The organism is Acinetobacter calcoaceticus DSM 30006 = CIP 81.8, assembly GCF_000368965.1.
Taxonomy (GTDB): domain Bacteria; phylum Pseudomonadota; class Gammaproteobacteria; order Pseudomonadales; family Moraxellaceae; genus Acinetobacter; species Acinetobacter calcoaceticus.
Genome location: NZ_KB849778.1, coordinates 376,899 through 394,285 on the forward strand (window position 1 = coordinate 376,899; position 17,387 = coordinate 394,285).

Here is a 17,387-nt window from a genome sequence, read left to right on the forward strand (position 1 = left end):
TTAGTCCTTGATTCTGAAATTTTCAAAATCTGATTTTAAATCATCATCTTCAATTTGTTCATTACTATCGTGGTCATGGTTATGCTCATCATCACCTCCACAGCAGGTTTCATCTGAACTTTTTCCTTGACCATCGTTGATTATTTCTTCAATGAGTTGTAATTTATCTGAATGCTCATCATTTTTTCCTAATAAAAGTATTTCAATATTATCTGGATTATCACTAAATATTCGTCTAGTCCTTGCGAACTCATCAAGGAAACCAATATATTCTGTTTTTTTCGCATGATTAATGACTTTATATTTAAATCCATCTTTTAATAAATTAGTATTAATTAATTCACTAAAATCAAATCTTCGACTAAAAATTCCACTCTCAGGCATTTTCGGCAACTCAGCATTTACTGTTGCACCGCTCGTAAACAAATGCTGCCCAGCTTTACTTTCAAACTTACCGCCTGTCGTTGAAAATACGCCATCCGCATTAATTTTGAGCTGCGACCCACCCGCTGTTAATACAATTTCTTTTGGACTCGTAAGCTCGATTTTATCTTCAGTAGAAATGAGCTTGATGACCTTCTTGGCAATCGCTTCAATGGCATCGTCTTGCGCTTGCAGTTCGAGCTTTCCTTTTGCTGCATAAGCGCGGAAACCCTTTTGTGCAGCAAACAGACTAATTTTGTCTTGTGCATGCCCAATGATATTTTTCTGTGCGCTTAAATTAATTGAACCACTGGCACTTTCAGCAATATCTTGTGAAGCTTGCAAAATAATATTTTCAGGTGTCGTTAAAGCAATACCATTTGGCGATGCTAATAACATAAGGGCTTGTCTAAAGATTTTGCCCTGTTCTTGTTGTTTCGTATCTGCACTACTTTCTAGACCTTGGGTATAACCCTCCATAAAGCCTTGTAAAGAACCCAATGCTTTAGAAGGTGTCACTTCCAATTTACTGCCCTTACTAAAAGTTCCGCATACACTCATCAAGTCAAAGTCTTTAGTCTCGACATTCCCTAAGACTTTGCTGACCTCTTTAAGACTTTCAAATGGATTTTGATGAATTCGATCTTTAATGCTTGCGAGTTTGCCTTTAACAATGTCAGCACCATGTTCTTCAACATTTTCAATAAAGGCTTTTAAATTCTCTACCGAATCTTTAGCATCGCTAAAGAAAGTATTAAATTCATCTACAACTCCTTTTGCATCGCCACCTAATGCACCAATATCTTCAATAAAACCACCACAATCTTTTAACGCATGAATAGGATCGTTATTAATCCCTTCTTTAAATAGATTTACCGTGCTATTTAAAGCCTGCCCTGTGGTTTTTAGCTCAAGTGACTGGATGAATTTGGGTAACCTGTTAATCACGTTCAAAGCATCAGTTTGTTGCTTGGCTGCAACTTCACTGAGCATTTTCATGCTTTCATAGCCTTGTGAAAGTAAGGATTGTGCTTGTGCAGCTTCTAAATGATCTGCAATTGCCTGCTCTTGCGCATAGGTACTAATGAGCATGCCTTTACCTGCACGCACAGCTCCCCAAGCGTCTGTTCTCAACTCAAAGCCTTCACCACGACCCTGACTGGTTGCTTGTTCTTTAGGATGGCTTAAATTACCTAAATTCAGCTGTGTTGCTGCATGACTACTTTGTAGTTGGGTACTGATTTGCCCTGTCGTATCGTCAAATCGCAATTGATTAAACCCACTGCCACTAACTTCCTGACTACGAATACCGCTGAGTTTTTTAGTATCAGGAAGCTGTCCTTTCACATCAAACTTGGTTGGTGAACGCTGCGCTTCATGGATGCGCCCTGTCACAAATGGACGATCAATATTGCCATCAAAGAAGTCAATGACCACTACTTCACCAATACGCGGTAAGAAGCGTGCTCCATAGCCTTCACCCGCCCACGGAGTCAGTACATCGACCCAAGCTGAATCTGTATCGTTGTCATTGCTACCTGCGCCACCATCATGACCATGATCATCACTGCGGGTAAACAGAAAACGCACCTTGATGCGCCCCCATTCATCGACATAGATGGTCTCTCCCTCTGGCCCCACAACTTTCGCTCTTTGCGGGTAGGCAATTGGACGATGCTGTTCTGGATTATATTCAGGTGTCGTTTTGATTTGACGGCGAATTAAAGTCAGCTCATTACCTTGACGCTCAATATCGTCATAACCATGTTTATCCCAACGACTTTGGGTTAGTAACTGACTAACTTGCTGATGTAGATCTTTTGGTAAATTATTTTGGTTGTAGAAATTTTTAGCGATAATCAGGAACTCTTGATCAACCCCTTCATGTTGATCAACTTCAGGATGCTCTCGGAGATTAAACCAATAGCCGACTTGGCTATCTCGAACACTGCTATAAGCTTTGAAGTATTTAGCCTGACTGGCATACATGTCATTAAACTGCTGATTCAGTTTCTCTAGTTGATTACTAGTTGAAGCAGTAGCCTGATCCTCACCTTTTAAATCTTGCATCCAAGCAGGACTCATGTGCCATGCTTGCTCAAGGCTTAAACTCGCTGAATCAAAGTTATCTGAATGTGTATGGGTCGTGATGACGGAACCAGCGCCTTCTTCTTGTGCTAAGGCATCGGGCTGCCAACGTTGCACATGTACCGCAGTCGGCTCCAAACTCCGCACCGCAACAAAACCCGTAATACTATCTTGATATTCTGTCGCACTACTGCGGTGATAGCGAATGCTACGGCGTGCTAAAGCTTGGTACTGGTTATTATCATCAATTAATCTAAGCTTTTGGGCCTGTATTGGAGCAGTAAAATGAGGAACAAAAAGCTCTGATTCATCAACTAACCAACTCACGCCTTCACTTCGCCATAAACGCGTAAGAAAGTCATAGTCGGATTCATTATGCTGCATGATAAATGGACGAGTATCATAACTCTGGCTTAACCCACTCAGGTCTAGGCTTAAACTTGTCGCAAAAAGTGGACTTTTTTCTTGCCACTCTTTGAATAGAACTTCGGTAATTTCTACAATACTTTTATTCATAAAAACACGACTATTACGGCGTTTATGCCATAAATTTGTCGCGTCTTTTAAGGTCAATTTATAAAGCGTTAAAGCGCCATCACTTTGACCATAACTGGCTTCAGTCACAATTCCTGTAGTTCGAAATAATTGGCCAGAATCTGTAACCTGATCAACAGCAACCTGAACGCCTATAAACTGCTTCAATGCAATTTGGGCACTCGTCGAAAGGCAAATTAACTCAGCTTCAATTCCCCCATTTAGCTGATGTTGGCCTTCTATACGTTGTAAAAAAACTTGGTGATTGAGCAATTCATTAGAAAATTGCACGTGGATCGCACGTTTCTGTGCGCTTAATCCTATTTTTTCCAAAACATTAAAGATATTAAAAAACATTTTTTATAATCATAAGGATATAAAACGGCTGCACTTTATAAAAAACAGAACTATCTGTCTACATTATTATGCTTTTTTTCAATTCGTTTTTTTATATTTTGATTAATTTTAAAACAATAAAAAAGCCCAACTTCATGTTGGGCTTTTTTTAATCTATTTAAACTCTTTTTTTAGCAGTCTTAAACACTGGATAGAAGCGGAACAATTGCCATAAACATACAAGTAATAGCAAAATGAAATAGACCAATGACCAAACTGGTAAAGACTGGCCTAAAAAGGTCCAGTCAATTGCTGCACATTCACCTGAACCCGACAATACTTGCTGTAAAACTGTTTTCATTGGTAAGGCATCAACTAAATAGTTTAAGCCTGGACCACAGCTTGGTACTTGATCAGGTGGTAAATGTTGTAGCCAGACATGACGCCCTGCTACACCCACTGACCATAAAATTGCGATGCCAGCCAAAAATGCGTAAAAGCGTTTAACTGCATTGGAAACGGGGTTATGCAAAAATGCAATCAGTGCCACAAGGCCCATTGCCATTAAGCCAACACGTTGAAAAATACAGAGCGGACATGGCTCTAAACCTTTTACATGTTCCAGATACAACGCAAAAGACATGCCGACAATACTTGCTAAAACAAGTAGTCCACTCACCAAACGGTAACTTAATCGCATGTAAAACCTCATTTTATTATCGATATTGTTCAACATATTGGTCAAAACTGACCTGAGTATCTTGCTCAAGTTGTTCTTGCTGCTGTAAAGATTGTGCAGCCAATTGCTCAAAATGTTTCAAGGTTTCCACACTAAGCTCATGCTGTTCATAACTTTCAGCATGTAACTGGGCCATGTGGCTACCAAAACTCCAAGTTCCACCATGCTTTAACGTATCGTCAATAACATGGGCTGACAAAGTTTCATCAACTTCATCAATTCGTGCTTGCATGATCGCTAATGCAGAACCATACAGCTCTGTTGCATAGGTCTGATCGAGTAACTGCGCACAACCTTGCATCTGAGCAATATACAAACGTGCCCAATCTTCGATGTGATAAGACCCGTTTAAATCTGTAATGGTTGCATTCGGCGCTCGGCCACGATTCACCACTTCAGTCTGGTTCTTTTCAATCAAATCTTGCTCAGGGCCTAACAGCTCTGGGCTATCACTTAACAAGCAATAAAGTGCTAACACTTCAAGGAAGCCAGCTGTCGTTTCATCAACGCCAATTGACGAATATGGGTTTACATCAACAGCACGTAACTCAACATAACCCACTCCTCGATTTTTCAAGGCTTGAGATGGCGTTTCACCCGCTTGAGGCACCTGTTTTGGACGTACGAGACTGTAATATTCATTCTCGATCTGCAAAACATGATCATTAATTTGCAACGGCTCACCAGCGGCATCATTTAACCCTAAACGGCTAAATGGTGGGTAAGGAGAATGAACGGCTTTTTGTAAACCATCCAAATAGCCACATAAATTGTTGTAATGAATACCTAAGCTTTTTTGGGCTGAGTTTTGATAGCCCAATCGCCCCATACGTAAAGCTGTAGCATACGGTAAATAGTATGAACCTTTGATTAAAGGCAACAACTGATGTTTATGTCCGGTTAAGAAACAACGACATACCGTTGGGCTTGCACCCACCAAAAACATAACCAGTGGCGTTAAACGGATAAAATTACGAATAAGACCAAAATAACGATGGCTACGATAATCCTGCAAACTTAATGATTTTAATTGTTCGTCAGTTTCATGAGCTTGCAACTCAGCAAAAAGCGTATCTGGAAAAGATAAATTGTAATGCACACCTGAAATCGTCTGCATACGACGACCATAACGTATTCCTAACCCACGACGGTATAATGTTTTAAAACGACCAATATTAGAAGTGCCATACTGCGCTAGACGAATACGTTCTTCATTGTCATCTAACATACATGGCATAGACAGCGGCCAAAGCTTTTCACCATTTTCTAAATGACGATGCACAACGGCATGAATATCTGTGAGCTCATGTAAAGCTTCACCAATGGTTGGCTTTGGAGAAGTAATAAACTCCATCAATGCTTCTGAATAATCAGTCGTAATTTGCGGATGTGTTAAAGCTGAACCTAATGCTTTTGGATGTAACTCTTGCGATAAGAACCCATTACTTTGCATACGTAGGCTTTCACGCTCTATTCCACGTAACATGCCTTGTAGTAGCGACGAATCCACCCAAGCAGGAATAACTGATTGAGATGGTGTAGTGGGTTGACTCATGCATTTGCTCGCTTATTAAAGATCACTATATACAAAATCGTGAGATGATACGGTTACTTATATAATCACATCATTCCAGTTTGGCAATTTTTATCACAATCTTGTTATTTAAGACACGAAAGAATTGTGATTTTATTGAAGAATAATTGCTAAAGAGTTGTCAATATCATGAACGAACAAGACATTTTAAACTTCTGGTTTTCACCTGAACACCGTTCACTTTGGTTTGCAAAAAGTGATGATTTTGACAAAAAGATTTGTGAAAATTTTTCTGACGTTCATCGACAGGCAACTCAAGCAGAACTTTGGTCTTGGCGAAAAACGGCTGAAGGCCGTCTGGCAGAGATTATTGTACTAGACCAGTTTTCTCGCAACATTTATCGTGATCAACCACAATCTTTTGCTTACGATAGCCTTGCTTTAGCTTTGGCACAAGAAGCCATTAGCTTGCAATTAGATGCACAGCTTAATCCAGAGCAACGCTCTTTTTTATATATGCCGTTTATGCATAGTGAATCAAAATTGATCCATGAGTTTTCATTAAAACTCTTTCAACGCCTCGGTAATGAAATTAATTTAAGCTTTGAGAAAAAGCATAAAGTGATTATCGATCGCTTTGGTCGTTATCCTCATCGCAATGCGATTCTTGGACGTGCCTCCACTCCAGAGGAAACTGAATTTTTATTAGAACCAAACAGTAGTTTTTAAAACTTCTTAATTTTTAACGCTGAGTCATCTATTTTCTAATACTCAGCTGGGAGTTCATCATGAAATATCTCTCTCTTTGTTTAGCCTTAGGCACTGCCTTAACTCTAACTGCTTGTGCAACAACGCCAAGTAAACCAAGAACCTTTGATCAGCTTGGCCAGTTTTCAGCATATCCTTTAAATGCCCAAACTTTTCGGATTAGTTTTCAAGCTGACCCGAATATGAGTTATGGCGCAGCTGAAGAAATCACTTTGGTAAAATCAGCACAAACGACGGTACAAAAAGGCTTCCGCTTTTTTAAAGTGCAAAATGATCCAAGTAATCAAAGTCAGAAACCTCCTCGTCAAGCCGTAGTTTACCCATCTGCTCCAAGTTTTTACCCATATGGTTACGGTCGTCGTTACCCTGGTTTCTGGCATGATCCGTTCTATGATTACCCACAAGTGGTCAATATCGATCCTGTTCAAGTGTCGTATACTATTGAATGTTATCGGGATCAGAAGCAGGCTCCTCAGGATGCTTTTGATGCAACCTTGATCTTGAAATCAATCGGACAAAAATATGGATTGAGTCCGACAGGAGAGCTGTTGCCCCCGCCTGAGCCTCCAGTAAAACAAAAATGAATAGGATAAACTTATGAACATGGCAGAAGAAGTCCACCACGTGCCCAGTCTTAAACGTAGCAAATATTTTGCTACTCTAGCGCTTATTATTGTCGTTGTGCTGTGGGTTGCATTGATGGTAGCCGACCGTTTTCTGCCAGAGTACACAGGTTTTATTCATATTTTGATGTTAGGGGCTGAAGCCGGTGTAGTCGGTGGTTTAGCCGACTGGTACGCGATTACAGTTCTGTTTCGGAACCCATTTGGTAAGTTACCAATTCCTAAATTTTTAAGAGACCACACCGAGATTATTCCACGCAACAAAGCACGCATTGCAGAGTCAATGGGCCGTTTTGTACAGGAAAATTTTCTTTCGCCTCAAGTGGTCGAACGTAGCTTAGAAAAAACTGACTTAAGCCTCGCAATTGGTCAATGGTTAGCAAGTCCACAAAACAATACGCAAGTGGTACAGCTTATTCAGCAAACTGTTCCGAAACTTTTTGAGTTTGTTAGCCAAGATCAAATTGCCAACTTTGTGCAAAACAATAGTGTGCAATGGGTGCGTAATACCGAAGTCAATAAACTCGCAAGTGAAATGCTCCGCGCAGTATTGGAAAATGACTTCCACCAAGACGTTTTACAGCGTGGTCTCGATATCGCCCATGAGTGGGTGGTACAAAACCCAGATAAAACCCGTGAATTAACCCGAAAAATGTTTAAAGCGCTGGGTGTCTGGTCCCTTGCAAAAGGTGCAAGCTGGATCGGTATTGATGTTCAACAACGCACCATCGACTCACTCGTTGAAAAAGTAGAATCGATGCTGGCAGACCATGAACATCCTTGGCGACAGGAAATTGAAACCATTGCCCATTCGCTCATGCTAGAGCTGGCAAAACCAGACAGTGCTGCCAGCCAACGCCTAAACAGCGGTAAAGATGCCCTTTTAGACAGTCCGCAAGTCCTAAATTTCATTAGTGGTGCCGTCACCATTTTGTGTGATGCCATTAAAGAAGATTTAATGAAAAAAGACTCAGGTATTGCAATGAACCTTCGGGCTGCTATTCAGCAACTGGGTGAAAACCTTGTTCAAAATGCCAAAGTACGTGAAGTGTTGAACAAAGAAATGACAGGACTTGCGCTGAATTTTACAGACCAATATAGCCATAAAATCATCCGCTATGTGAGCGAACGCATTCATGAATGGGATTCGCGCGAAATGATCGGAAAAATTGAAAACGAAGTCGGTGGCGACTTACATATGATCCGTGTGAACGGCGTTGTAGTCGGGGCATTTATTGGTTTAACACTCGGTGTAATTCGGGCAGTGATTGAATCAATTCTATAACTTTAAATATTTTTATAAGAGAACAATATGCTACAGCTTCAGTCAAAATTGGCCACTCAAGGCGTGACGATTTTTAGCACCATGACGGCAATGGCACATCGACTAGGTGCACTCAACCTGTCACAAGGTTTTCCAGATTTTCCGGCTCCACCAGCCTTACTGGAAGCCTTATCTCAGGCGACTTTGGCTGGGCATAATCAATATCCACCTGGCGATGGTATTCTCGCTTTACGTGAACAGCTTGCTTTACAATTTAAGCAACGCGACCAACTTCAACTTGATCCTGTAACGCAAATTACCATTACTCCCGGCGCAACCATTGCAATTTTTTGTGCCATACAGGCATGCATTAATGCGGGCGATGAAGTCATTATTTTTGACCCAAGTTACGACAGTTATGGGCCTTCAGTACAATTAGCTGGTGGTAAAGCCATCCACATCGCTCTTGAAGCACCCGACTTTAAGGTGAACTGGCAACAAGTTAAAGATTTGATTAATGATAAAACTCGAATGATTGTGGTGAATACTCCCCATAATCCAACAGGCACAATCTGGGATCAACAGGATTGGTTAGAACTCATTGAACTGATTCAAGATAAAAATATTGTGATTTTATCCGATGAAGTCTATGAACACTTGGTCTTTGACGGTCAACAACACTTTAGTGCATTGCATTTTCCAGAACTCAGAGAGCGTAGCTTTGTGATCGGTTCTTTTGGAAAAACCTTTCATGTAACAGGCTGGAAAACAGGTTATTGCGTCGCTTCACCTGAGTTAATGCGTTTATTCCGCCAAATTTACCAATATGCGAATTTCTGTGGCACGACACCTTGTCAGATTGCTCTAGCGCAATATATGCAGCAACATCCAGAACATATTCAAGAGCTGCCACAGTTTTACCAAACTAAGCGAGATCATTTTAATCAGGCGATTCACCATAGCCGTTTCTTGCTAAAACCGTCTCAAGGTACTTATTTCCAAAATCTCGATTACAGTCAAATTCGGCCTGACCTGAACGATGTTGAAATGTGCCAGTTTCTAGCAGAACAACATAAGATTGTGGCTATTCCGGTTTCGGTTTTCTACAAGCAAGCGCCGGAGTCTTTGCGTTTGATTCGTTTTTGCTTTGCTAAAAATGATGAGACATTGCAAAAAGCAGGAGAAATTCTGAATCAATGTTAATAAATTTAGCCACTTAGCATAGTAAAAACACTACAAGCCATTTGCTCTAACTATGCTAAGTTGGATATCTGCCCCGCTCATCAAAGAGATGGGCGATGGAGAATGCATGCCACCAAGACAGTCTTTAATTCATCAGCAAAATCTATGGAAAACATTTTTTGTTTTCTTGCTCCCCCTGATTGCAACCAATATTTTGCAGAACTTGTCCGGAACTATTAACACCATCTTTGTTGGTCAAATGATGGGAGTAGATGCAATTGCTGCCGTCTCTGTTTTTTTCCCTATTTTATTTTTGCTGCTCGCTTTTATTATCGGGATTTCAACAGGTACGACTGTTTTAGTAGGGCAAGCATGGGGCGCGCAAAATATTGAAAAAGTCCAAAGTGTGGTAGGTTCTACCCTCTTTATGACACTGATTGGTGGAGTAATTACCGCGATTATTGGTGTGTTTTTTGCCCACGATATTTTAGAGTTATTAGGCACTGACCCCAAGGTGATGCATCTTGCTTTGCCTTATGTTCAATGGATGCTGGCGGGTAGCCCACTTCTGTTTGTTTATATTATCTATACTTCAATTTTACGTGGTGTAGGCGACAGTACCACGCCTTTACTTGCCCTTGCTTTAACCAGTGTAATTGGTTTGGTGATTACCCCGATATTGCTTAAAGGTTATTTTGGCTTACCAGCTCTGGGAATTATTGCTCCAGCAATTGCAACGATCACGGGTTATGTGGCTATTTTGATTTTTCTTGCCATCTACTTAAACAAGAAAAAGCATCCGCTTAGACCGAATCGTCAGCTTTTGCAACATATCCGTCACAATCCAGAACTGAGCAAAATCATTTTGCGCTTAGGCGTCCCAACCGGCATTCAAATGATTACCACCTCAATGGCTGGCTTGGTTATTGTTGGGTTGGTTAACCATTATGGTTCACATGCTACAGCAGCATATGGTGCGGTAAATCAGGTGCTCAATTACATCCAGTTCCCTGCCTTATCAATCTCAATTGCAGCTTCAATTTTTGCTGCGCAAGCGATTGGTGCAGGTAAATCTGACTTGTTATCTCGTGTAACTCGTACTGCCTTAGGCATGAACTTTTTATTTACGGGTACTTTAATTGCACTTGGCTATCTATTTTCAAAATATTTAATGGCTTTATTCATTACCGACCCAACCGTGGTGGTACTGGGCCAACAACTTTTATTTATTGTGCTTTGGGCAATTTTATTCTTTGGTGCGGGTGCCATTTTTGCATCGATCATGCGTGCCAGTGGAACTGTGACCGTCCCGATGCTACTTAATATTTCCGCTATTTTGTTTATTGAAATTCCATGTGCTTACTGGTTTAGCTCAATGTGGGGGCTTAAAGGGATCTGGGTTGCCTATGCCTTGGCATTTGTGAGTTTATGTATTATTCAAGGGCTCTATTACCAATTTATCTGGAAGAAAAAGAAGATCAAAGTTCTTATTTAGAACCAATCAATTCTTATAAAAAAAGCCATCATTTGATGGCTTTTTTTAACTTTAAAATTATTTCATTAACTTGGTCACAATGGTAGAAGCACGTTGATATCCAGTTGGGAATACACGCTGGAATGCATCAAGAATTTTTGCATCACTACCAATCAATAAACGACGTTTATTTTTTAATACTGCTTGTAAAATTTGACGAGCCGCCTCTTCAGGTGGAGTACGTAATAATTTGTCAAAATTTTGAATCGATTTAGTCGGATCCATACCCAAACTATTCAAGCTATCACTCATTTTTGCAGATTTAGCAATATTGGTGCGGATTCCACCCGGATGTACACACAAAGAGCTTACGCCACTTTTTTCAATATCTAACTCTTGACGCAATGACTCGGTAAAGCCACGAACAGCAAATTTAGTCGCGTTATAAGCAGATTGAGTCGGTTGAGCGGTTAAACCAAATAGGCTTGAAATATTAATAATATGGCCATCTTGAGTTTGCTTAATGAACGGTAAGAACTCTTTCGTTCCGTACACCACACCCCAGAAGTTAATCCCAACAATCCACTCTAAATCTTCGTAGGTCGCACCTTCTACAGTTGAACCTAGAGCGACACCAGCGTTGTTGAAAATCAGGTTAACGGACCCATGATCTTGAACAGTTTCTTGGGCCCACTGCTTTACCGCTTCACGGTCAGAAACATCAAGCTTTTTGGTCGTCACAGTAATCGTGCTATACGGTTTTAAAAGCTCCACGGTTTGCTGTAATCCCTTCTCATTAATATCACTCAATGAAAGATGGCAGCCCTGTTTTGCCAAAAGAATTGCGAGTTGTTGCCCAATGCCAGAACCTGCGCCCGTAATTGCAGCGACTTTGTTTTTAAAATTTTTCATTGTCCATCCTTTGTTTTTCGATATTTGCACAATCGGTTCATTGCATGTGCAGCTTAGACATCTTTAATATAATTTTGACAATATCCATTGTCAATATAGTACACTGTAATTTCAGATAGAATGGCACAATTCTGCTGAGAGCTTTATCATAGTAAGCATATTTGGCTAAAACCTATAAATTAGGAAACCATTCTTTAGGAAACGACTTATTTATGGCGACAAACGACTCAACCAGTAAAAAGAAAACAAAAACTGTGAGTAAAGAACGTCAGTTCAAAGGGTTATCTCTATCTGAACGTAAAGAGGCACGCCGAGAAAAACTGATTGAAGCTGGTATTGCGACCTATGGAACACTCGGTTTTTTTTCCGTGACGGTTAAGGATGTCTGCCAAGAGGCAAAACTCACAGAACGCTATTTTTATGAATCATTTAAGAAGAGTGAAGATTTATTTCAAACCATCTTTTTAAAAATGATTGAAGAATTGCAGCAAAACCTGATGCAAGCCGTCATTAAAGCGACACCAGATCCAGAAAAAATGGTCGATGCTGGTTTAAGGGCACTGCTGACGACATTAAAAGACGACCCGAGATTAGCTCGCATTGTCTATGTTGACGCAGTTTTAGTACAAGAATTACATAATCAAGCCACCATTCAAGAAACTCTTGCACAGTTTGATCGAATGATTCAGGCCTTTGTTATGTTGACCATGCCGCAAATCCAACACAACGAAAATGAGCTCTCTTTAATCGCAACAGGCTTAAATGGATATGTCACTCAAATTGCAATTCGATGGGTCATGGGAGGCTTTGAGCAGTCTCTTGAACAGGTTTTAACCGCATGCCGCATTGTTTTCTTATCTTTATTGGCCAAGGTTTCAAAATAATATTAAAGTTTTTTGACACTCTAAAATGTGCAAAACCCGTTAAGCTTTGAAGGTGATAACTTATTGAATGATTTTAAGAATATTTAAGCTTTCATGTCATCATTCGGTCACACCTTTGCCTTACTTTTGTCACAAATTATTGCTAAATTCAATTTTATAGACTTTTCTGCAATGAAATTGTCATAATTAATCTTTGTAATAAGCCTGTCATAACTACAAAACGGTTCACCGTTAAATCTATAGGATATTGCGCTGTGAAAGATGACTATATTTTAATTGTCGATGATGAGCTTCCTATTCGTGAAATGATCCATACTTCTTTGGACATGGCAGGCTTTCAATGTTTGCAGGCAGAAGATGCCAAACAGGCTCATCAAATTATCGTCGACCAACGTCCGGCGCTTATCTTGCTCGATTGGATGTTACCTGGAGGCGTAAGTGGTGTCGATTTATGTCGCCGCTTAAAACGTGATGAGAACTTAGCAGAAATTCCAGTAATTATGCTTACCGCTCGCGGAGAAGAAGACCACAAAGTACAAGGTCTGGATGCTGGCGCAGATGATTACATGACGAAGCCTTTCTCAACACGTGAACTGGTTTCACGTATTAAAGCGGTTCTGCGTCGTGCAAATGCATTAAGTGGCGAAAAAATGATTGACGCCAATGGTTTAATTCTTGATCCTGTGAGCCAACGTGTCAGCTTTGGCGACAGTATTTTAGATATGGGCCCAACTGAATATCGCTTACTTGCGTTTTTTATGACCCATCCAGAGCGTGCATATACACGTGCCCAGTTGCTCGATCAGGTCTGGGGCGGTAATGTATATATCGAAGATCGAACTATCGATGTGCACATCCGTCGTTTGCGTAAAGTTTTAGAACCTTTTGGTGTTGACCGATTTGTTCAGACCGTACGTGGAACTGGCTACCGCTTCTCAACACGTGCAGATTTAGCCGCAGGTTAACCAAGATTTATGTATGAACCCTACCCCGTCCCCGAACAGGTACGTGAACAAAAGCTTTCCCGCTACAGTAGTTTATGGACGTTTGCCAAACAAGATTTACGGCTTTTATTATTTTTTATAATTATTGCCGGTTTAGTCGGTTTAGGCCTTGGGTATTTCTGGAGCTGTATTTTTATCGCCTTTGTGGTGTTTTTTACACTCCAGTTGCGTTCGCTTTATCTGGTCAATGACTGGATTGCAAATAAACCTTATGACGTTCCTCCAAACCTAAATGGGATTTGGGGAGCGTTATTGTTTAATGTTTACCGTGCCCAGCGTCAGGAACGAATCGTTCAAGCAGAAATGGTCGGTTTAATTGATCGCGCTCAGTCTTCTTTAGTGGCGCTTGCCGAAGCTGTTGTCCTCATTGATGATCAACATAAAATTGAATGGTGGAACCCTGCTGCTGAACGTTTGTTAGGTATCAGCCCTCTCGACCGTGGTCGAAATTTATTAACGATTTTACGCCAGCCGACCTTTATTGAATATTTTAACAATATTGATCAAGCACCCGATGGTATTAAATTACAGTCAAGTTTTGACGATGACCGATATGTGCAGGTCAAGCTCACACGATTTGGTGGAGAAAGTCGTTTATTGGTGGCTTACGATGTTACTCGTATGCACAACCTTGAGCAAATGCGTAAAGACTTTGTAGATAATATTTCTCATGAACTTCGTACACCATTAACTGTACTCAGTGGTTATATCGAGACATTTACCGATCAAGAAGATATTAGTCCACGCTGGAAACGTGCGTTTGATCAGATGCAGTCACAAACCAAACGTATGAATGCTTTGGTGAATGATTTACTACTGTTATCGAATTTAGAAAATAATAAGAAAATTGCAAAAAATCAGATTATTGAAATGCCGAGTTTAATGAATCAACTGTTTGATGATGCTCAGGCCTACAATGCCGATTATGGCCATACACTCAATTTACATATTGATAGTCACTGTGACCTGATTGGTTCTGACATGGAAATCGCCAGCGCGTTTAGTAACTTAATTACCAATGCCATCAAATACACGCCAAAAGGTGGAACGATTACGATTGGCTGGCATGACGACGGTGAACATGCCTACTTTAGCGTACAAGATACAGGTATCGGGATTAATCCGAAACATTTGCCACGTCTGACTGAACGCTTCTATCGTGTTGACAGCGACCGTAGTCGTCAAACAGGCGGTACAGGTTTAGGTTTAGCCATTGTGAAGCATGTATTAATGCAACATGGCGCTTATTTAGATGTGCAATCTAAAGAAAATGAAGGTTCAACTTTTACAGTAGTTTTTCCTAAAGAAAGACTATATAACATGGCTTAAAAAGTATTCATTCCACATAAAGGGTGGATATTAAATAGATGCAGTGAAAGATACTTAGCCATTTTTTATATATAAGTTATTATGGACATGATTTTAATTTTTTGTCATTGATAATATCAAATACAATCTATAGTCAGCCTATATAAGTTATTTAATAAATCTTCTTTTTCTCTCATATCTATTTCATAGATTAGAATTTATGAAATAGATATACTAACTGTACTTTAAAAAATAAGACCACCCAATTTATACAATATATATAATCAATGTCATTGATAATTTAAAAAATAGTTAAAATAAAAAACACCATTTAAACTAATTATTTAACAGTTTCAAAAATCACTTTCATTTTTAAATAAAATTAGTATTATTAAATCGCTACAAAAAACTTAATCCATAAGAACAGCTAACATAATAATTAAGCGAGGCTTAAATGACTATTAACCCTGTAGAAATAATATTGGAAAACCCTGAAATAAGTGATTTCTTTATTCTTGTCTTGAAAGATGGAGAAGCATTAAAAGTGGAAATTCTTCAGGTTGATCAAACTCAAAAAATCATTCACGTATCCATAGAAGACGAGTCAACTCGGTTAATCTCTTTTGATCAAATTGAGATGCTGGAACCACTTGAAGAAGAACCTTATATAGAAACTATTGATGATCAATTAAAACGTATCCCTATGGGCAAGTATTTGATGGTTTGGGGACATTTTGGTCGTTCAATAAATCAAACTTGTGAACAGGGAGAACTTAAAAGTATTGATTGGAACCAACGTACAATACTGTTGCGCAGCAGAGTTTATGAAGGTCAAGAAAATACAGTGAACATTGATAAAATTGATTATATAGATGAGTCACGAGAAGGCTCAGGAGCACGAGGCCCAGCTGTAGCCCCAGACTGGTATAAAGGTGCTGATGGAAAATGGCGCAAAAATGGACGCGAATATGAAGGCTGATTTTACCGCAGTTTCCCTAAAGAAAGACTGTATAACATGACCTAAAGTCACCCCTTCAAATATAAAAAGCCGGCTCATGAAAAGTCGGCTTTTTTAGCATTTAAACCAATTTACTTAGAAGTCGAGCAATACGACTTACTTTGGTTTTTCTCTATTACATTTAAAAAGTTAGTAGCAAAAGTATTGCTCTGGCGTAGTGCATCACGATGATCTCCACCATCAATCGTTTGATATATCGTTGGTTTTTTTAATTTACATAGCTGTTGATAATAGGCATATGTCCCTCTCGGGTCGACTAAATGATCTTTAGAACCCTGAACAATCATTAACGGTACGGTAGGTACCATATTTTCAATCGACTGTTGTTTTAGATAAGCCAAGAGAGGTTTTAAATCAGCATCAGGTCGAAATATGCTAGAAGGAGATTTCTTTAAATCAGTTTGAAGTTCAGATAAACAACGGCTACGCGCTTGAGTCAGCACCGCGTTCATTTCTGGACTGACTAAATTTTCAGGAACTATGCTCGGCTCTGCTGCTTGCGCACCCAATAACACAATCGGGAAGAAAGCAGCTACGCTAGGTTCTGGGTTTGGATGACTCTGCACATATTCTGCAATACCTTCATATTGATAGCCACCCGGAGCAAGAGCGATTGCCCCTTTTAAATCTAGTTCGGGCGCATCTTTTTGACCATAGGCAGACACTGCAATTGCCGCAGCCCCGCCTTGGCTATGCCCCATCACTAACCACTGTTTATTAAAGCTCTTGGGTTTAAGTAGATGCAATGCACATACTGCATCGACCACCGTATGCAGTTGGCTCTTTGCATTCATATAGGGATGCGTGCCTAATGTACCTAAACCCTGATAATCAGGTGCGACAACTGCATAGCCACGTGCAAGCCAACTATCTAAAGCTTTGGAAGCAACTTCTTGATATGAATGAACTGGTCCACCCACATAATCACCCGAAGGTGCACAAGTATCAGCGACTCCAGTCGTACCATGTGCCCAAGCGAGTATAGGCCAGCCATTTTTTGGAGATGTGCCTTTGGGTAATAAAATAAAAGCCGATGCAACAATAGGTTCGCCCTGAATACCTCGACTACGATAATTTACCAATAAGCGCTGATTTGCATGAGGAAATAAATCCGTCACAGCTTGCTGTTCTAGCGACAATATTGAACCTGGTTTTTCGCTCACAATTTGCTTACTCAAATCTGTAATTGGAGCAGCCATCGCAGAGCCAGACACCAAACAAGCACTGCTAAATAAAATTTTTAAAAAAGAATTACTTTTTCTAATCAAGGGATTACTCCTCTATTATTTACATTAT

At 40.0% G+C, this 17,387-nt stretch carries 14 protein-coding genes; 9 read left to right on the forward strand and 5 right to left on the reverse strand.

Going from position 1 to position 17,387, the window contains the following annotated elements; translation table 11 throughout:
* The 3 genes from F936_RS01870 to gshA form a co-directional block, all read right to left on the reverse strand.
* Complete coding sequence (locus F936_RS01870; protein WP_005044324.1) at positions 1–3,402, reverse strand: type VI secretion system Vgr family protein; 3,402 nt, start codon at positions 3,400–3,402, stop codon at positions 1–3.
* A 157-nt stretch (positions 3,403–3,559) separates the two neighbouring features.
* Complete coding sequence (locus tag F936_RS01875; protein ID WP_003654151.1) at positions 3,560–4,081, reverse strand: disulfide bond formation protein B; 522 nt, start codon at positions 4,079–4,081, stop codon at positions 3,560–3,562.
* A 16-nt stretch (positions 4,082–4,097) separates the two neighbouring features.
* A complete protein-coding gene (gene gshA, locus F936_RS01880) occupies positions 4,098–5,675 on the reverse strand; it encodes a glutamate--cysteine ligase (protein WP_005044326.1) in 1,578 nt (525 codons plus the stop codon).
* Between the two features lie 168 nt (positions 5,676–5,843).
* On the opposite strand from gshA, the gene F936_RS01885 reads away from it, so the two are divergent.
* The 5 genes from F936_RS01885 to F936_RS01905 all read left to right on the forward strand — a co-directional run bounded on the left by F936_RS01885 (position 5,844) and on the right by F936_RS01905 (position 10,986).
* Positions 5,844–6,383, forward strand: coding sequence for a DUF924 family protein (locus F936_RS01885; protein ID WP_005044329.1), 540 nt, complete (start codon positions 5,844–5,846; stop codon positions 6,381–6,383).
* A gap of 59 nt (positions 6,384–6,442) precedes the next feature.
* Entirely contained in the window at positions 6,443–7,006 is a 564-nt protein-coding gene (locus F936_RS01890) for a CC0125/CC1285 family lipoprotein (RefSeq protein WP_004640061.1), read from the forward strand.
* Positions 7,007–7,019: 13 nt separating this feature from the next.
* The gene (locus F936_RS01895) at positions 7,020–8,330 is read left to right on the forward strand and encodes a DUF445 domain-containing protein (RefSeq protein ID WP_005044331.1); all 1,311 of its coding nucleotides are present in this window, start codon (positions 7,020–7,022) and stop codon (positions 8,328–8,330) included.
* A gap of 27 nt (positions 8,331–8,357) precedes the next feature.
* Positions 8,358–9,512 carry a pyridoxal phosphate-dependent aminotransferase gene (locus F936_RS01900; protein ID WP_005044332.1) on the forward strand — a complete coding sequence of 385 codons (1,155 nt, stop codon included), beginning with the start codon at positions 8,358–8,360 and terminating at the stop codon, positions 9,510–9,512.
* A 106-nt stretch (positions 9,513–9,618) separates the two neighbouring features.
* Entirely contained in the window at positions 9,619–10,986 is a 1,368-nt protein-coding gene (locus F936_RS01905) for an MATE family efflux transporter (RefSeq protein WP_005044333.1), read from the forward strand.
* Between the two features lie 57 nt (positions 10,987–11,043).
* Here the strand turns inward: F936_RS01905 and F936_RS01910 are convergent, their stop codons facing one another.
* Positions 11,044–11,877, reverse strand: coding sequence for an SDR family NAD(P)-dependent oxidoreductase (locus tag F936_RS01910; protein WP_005044336.1), 834 nt, complete (start codon positions 11,875–11,877; stop codon positions 11,044–11,046).
* Between the two features lie 212 nt (positions 11,878–12,089).
* On the opposite strand from F936_RS01910, the gene F936_RS01915 reads away from it, so the two are divergent.
* The 4 genes from F936_RS01915 (at position 12,090) to F936_RS01930 (ending at position 16,052) form a co-directional block, all read left to right on the forward strand.
* A complete protein-coding gene (locus tag F936_RS01915; protein WP_003654165.1) occupies positions 12,090–12,761 on the forward strand; it encodes a TetR/AcrR family transcriptional regulator in 672 nt (223 codons plus the stop codon).
* Positions 12,762–13,015: 254 nt separating this feature from the next.
* Entirely contained in the window at positions 13,016–13,726 is a 711-nt protein-coding gene (gene phoB / locus F936_RS01920; protein ID WP_003654166.1) for a phosphate regulon transcriptional regulator PhoB, read from the forward strand.
* Positions 13,727–13,735: 9 nt separating this feature from the next.
* Positions 13,736–15,094: a phosphate regulon sensor histidine kinase PhoR gene (gene phoR / locus F936_RS01925; protein ID WP_003654168.1), complete on the forward strand. Its 1,359-nt coding sequence runs from the start codon at positions 13,736–13,738 to the stop codon at positions 15,092–15,094.
* A gap of 433 nt (positions 15,095–15,527) precedes the next feature.
* A complete protein-coding gene (locus F936_RS01930; protein WP_005044339.1) occupies positions 15,528–16,052 on the forward strand; it encodes a hypothetical protein in 525 nt (174 codons plus the stop codon).
* Positions 16,053–16,162: 110 nt separating this feature from the next.
* Here the strand turns inward: F936_RS01930 and F936_RS01935 are convergent, their stop codons facing one another.
* Positions 16,163–17,359, reverse strand: a complete 1,197-nt coding sequence (locus tag F936_RS01935; protein WP_005044341.1) for an alpha/beta fold hydrolase — start codon at positions 17,357–17,359, stop codon at positions 16,163–16,165.
* Between the last annotated feature and the right edge of the window lie 28 nt (positions 17,360–17,387).